This window comes from Acinetobacter sp. YH18001, assembly GCF_013416975.1.
GTDB lineage: Bacteria > Pseudomonadota > Gammaproteobacteria > Pseudomonadales > Moraxellaceae > Acinetobacter > Acinetobacter pseudolwoffii.
In genome coordinates, this window is record NZ_VPEU01000093.1 from 1 (window position 1) to 3,245 (window position 3,245).

Genomic DNA, 3,245 nt, shown 5'->3' on the forward strand with positions numbered 1-3,245 from the left:
TGAGGGATTTACTGGAAAACCATGAAACATCCATAGTACACCATATAAAATTAGTATTACTAAAGTTACCGAAAAGATGATTCCTAATACCTTCACTTTTAAGTCTTCCTAAAATTAACATAATACACCTTATCCGAAATGCTTAGATATTTTCATTATCTTTCAATGTTATAGTCAATACTTAATAGCCCGAAACGTCATGCTCGGGCTTTTTTTATGATTTTTCACGTTCCACGACTATTATTTAAGCAATGTTTCACAACTTTGATTAGCTCCAGTAAATAATTAAAACCTAGATAATAAGAACCGAGCGAGTGTCTACGAGCGATTGAGCATCATCAAAATTTCGCCCTCGCCTTTTCTCTGATTACAAGCTCCCTTTCGATTTTAAACGGTAGTTACAGAGCATCCCGAATGGGTGCGAACTTTGGAGCTTTTGCTTTTCAAAAAGTATGAGCGAAGCGAATACATTACCAATGCTTTTGCTTTTAGATTTCATAAACAGGATTAACCAAAAACTGCCCCATGAAGCGAGGAACGAGCTTCAATAGAGTACGAGCTTTAGCGAGTACATAGGGCAGTTTTAAGCACTCCCCTCTTTTTAATATTTTTTAATTTTTTAATTTTTAGCCTCTACAATTAATTGATATATAAGAATAAAAATAGCAATAAGTACACCTTTATCTTGCAATAAGTACACCTTTATCTTGCAATAAGTACACCTTTATCTTGCAATAAGTACACCTTTATCTTGCAAAGTGACACTCAATAAAATAGAGTGTACTTATATATTTAAAAAACATGTGTGCTTATGAAAAAGGAACTAGTCGTTAAAGATAATGCACTAATAAATGCCAGTTATAATTTAGACCTATCAGAACAACGTTTAATACTGTTAGCCATACTTGAAGCTAGGCAATCAAATACACCCAATGATAAAGATTTGACGATTCATGCTGAAAGCTATATCAACCATTTCAATGTTCATAGAAATACAGCCTATAAAGTTCTTAAAGATGCTTGCAAAAGCCTATTTGATCGTAGATTTAGCTATCAAAAGCTGACTCAAAAGGGCAACATTGAGAATGTAATAAGTCGATGGGTACAACGAATATCTTATGTAGAAAATGAAGCTCTTGTTCGTATTAAGTTTTCTGATGATGTTGTACCGTTGATTACAAATTTAGAAAAACACTTCACCAGTTATGAACTAGAGCAAGTCAGCAGTTTAACTAGTGTTTACGCTATACGCTTGTATGAGTTGCTTATCGCATGGCGTAGTACAGGCAAAGTGACTATGGTAGAGCTAGAAGAGCTAAGATTAAAATTAGGCATAGAACCCAACGAATACAAGAGAATGGGGCAATTTAAAGAAAAAGTTTTACACCTTGCCATTGATCAAATTAATGAGTACACAGATATAAAAGCAGAGTATGAACAACACAAACGTGGTCGTTCAATTATTGGTTTTTCATTTAAGTTTAAGCAAAAATCACAGCCGAAAAAATTAGATTCTAAGCGTGACCCAAACACACCTGACTTTTTTGTCAAAATGACCGATGCACAACGCCATTTATTTGCCAATAAAATGTCAGAAATGCCTGAAATGGGGAAATATTCACAAGGTACAGAAAGCTACCAACAATTTGCTATCCGTATAGCAGATATGCTTTTAGAGCCTGAAAAATTCAGAGAGCTTTATCCAATATTAGAAAAATCAGGATTTCAGCCATGATTAAATTAAACAACCTATCAACTGATCTAAAACATGTGACCGTTGAATACCTCGACATCGTAAATTATGAAATTGCGAGGGAAAATATATGCGGTTATATCTTCCTATTATCTCGAATATCCAAAAATGCAGAACCCACCAAAAAAATGCAGATGGAAAGCAAAATACAGGACTTAATTTACTATCGAGATAATTTGCAGATAGAGGACAAAGACAATATTCAAAAGGTTTTAAATACGCTCATTCCCGAGTATCAAGCCGAACAGAACAACCAAACAGCTAAGAAAAATTAGGCTTCAATATCGGGCAAATCAAAAAGCTGTCTATCTCTATTTTCTGTTAAATATTCGTTGAGTTCAGCGAGTATTTTTTCTTTATTGGCTTCATTAGATTGCATCTTTTTAATTAAGTAAGAACCGAGCAAAATTTTACGTCTTGTATCGTCCTTTCTTTCTTGTTCCTTTTGCTTGGTTTTTTCTCTTGCATCAATAGCCTGTTTTTGAGCTTTTAACTGTTTCAACTTTTCTAATTGGGCTTCAATTTTCTTTTCGATATTTTCAGCAGATTTTGTCATAACGGTTAATTTCGGGATATAGAAAACCACTCAAGCATAAAACCCTATGAATTGAAATTCAAGCGGGCTATATGCTATCGTGTTTTTCATGAAATGCGCACTTACGACTTGGATTTCATCCAAGTCAAAGTTTGCGTAAGGGGGATCCCCTTAACCCCAAAAAACTGCTACGCAATTTTTTAAAAGCAAAAGCACCCCAAGGCGACTGCATGGCAATTTATCATTGTTCCACTAAAACGGTTAACCGAAGTTCGGGAAGAACTGCGGTTGCATCTGCTGCATATCGTGCAGGGGAAAAATTAGAAGATGAACGCACAGGGCTAACCCATGACTTCACGAGAAAAGACGGTGTCGCCCATTCTGAAATTCTGTCTAATTTAGATATTGAAATTGATCGTAGCGAACTTTGGAACTTGGCAGAAAAAACCGAAAATCGCAAAGATGCCCGAACCGCTAGAGAATGGGTAATCGCCCTACCCGATGAATTAGACGCTGATCAACGTAAGGACTTGGCAAAAGACTTTGCCAGGTCCTTAGTTGATCGCTATGACGTAATCGCAGATTTAGCCATCCATGAACCGAGTAAAGGCGGTAATGATAAAAACCATCACGCCCATATCATGCTCACAACCCGAAAAGCCGAGTTGGATGCAGACAATAAACTCACTCTGACCACCAAAACCGATATTGAACTCAGCAACGCCAAACGAAAAAGCCTTGGTATGGGGACAACCCAAGACGAAATTAAACAGATTCGGGAAACGTGGGCAAATTTAGCCAATCACGCATTAGAACGAGCAGGCTTTCAGGAAAAAATAGACCACCGCAGCTATGCCGATCAGAATAACGGACTACAAGCCACCATCCATGAAGGCACTAAAATCACCCAATTACGCAGACAAGGCATAGACACTGAAATCAGCCGTTTTAATGACA

General features: G+C 36.7%; 4 protein-coding genes. 3 read left to right on the plus strand and 1 reads right to left on the minus strand.

The genetic code is table 11. From position 1 onward, the window contains the following. Positions 1 to 811 precede the first annotated feature (811 nt). Together repM and FTV48_RS14260 are read left to right on the plus strand one after the other, a co-directional pair. Complete coding sequence (gene repM / locus FTV48_RS14255; RefSeq protein ID WP_004856439.1) at positions 812 to 1,735, plus strand: replication initiation protein RepM; 924 nt, start codon at positions 812 to 814, stop codon at positions 1,733 to 1,735. Beyond that, on the plus strand, positions 1,732 to 2,028 hold the full coding sequence (locus tag FTV48_RS14260; RefSeq protein ID WP_004856442.1) for a hypothetical protein: 297 nt from the start codon (positions 1,732 to 1,734) through the stop codon (positions 2,026 to 2,028). The genes repM and FTV48_RS14260 overlap by 4 nt, the downstream gene beginning before the upstream one ends. Here the strand turns inward: FTV48_RS14260 and FTV48_RS14265 are convergent. Further along, positions 2,025 to 2,309: a hypothetical protein gene (locus FTV48_RS14265; RefSeq protein WP_004856445.1), complete on the minus strand. Its 285-nt coding sequence runs from the start codon at positions 2,307 to 2,309 to the stop codon at positions 2,025 to 2,027. The two genes, FTV48_RS14260 and FTV48_RS14265, sit on opposite strands and share 4 nt — an antisense overlap. A 209-nt stretch (positions 2,310 to 2,518) precedes the next feature. Between FTV48_RS14265 and mobQ the strand changes: the two genes are divergently transcribed. After that, a partial coding sequence (gene mobQ / locus FTV48_RS14270; RefSeq protein WP_180000739.1) for a MobQ family relaxase occupies positions 2,519 to 3,245 on the plus strand: 727 nt, incomplete at its 3' end.

Coding starts and splice junctions, on each gene's coding strand:
- FTV48_RS14265 (WP_004856445.1), bottom strand. CDS start 2,309: ATGACAAAATCTGCTGAAAATATCGAAAAGAAAATTGAAGCCCAATTA.
- repM (WP_004856439.1), top strand. CDS start 812: ATGAAAAAGGAACTAGTCGTTAAAGATAATGCACTAATAAATGCCAGT.
- FTV48_RS14260 (WP_004856442.1), top strand. CDS start 1,732: ATGATTAAATTAAACAACCTATCAACTGATCTAAAACATGTGACCGTT.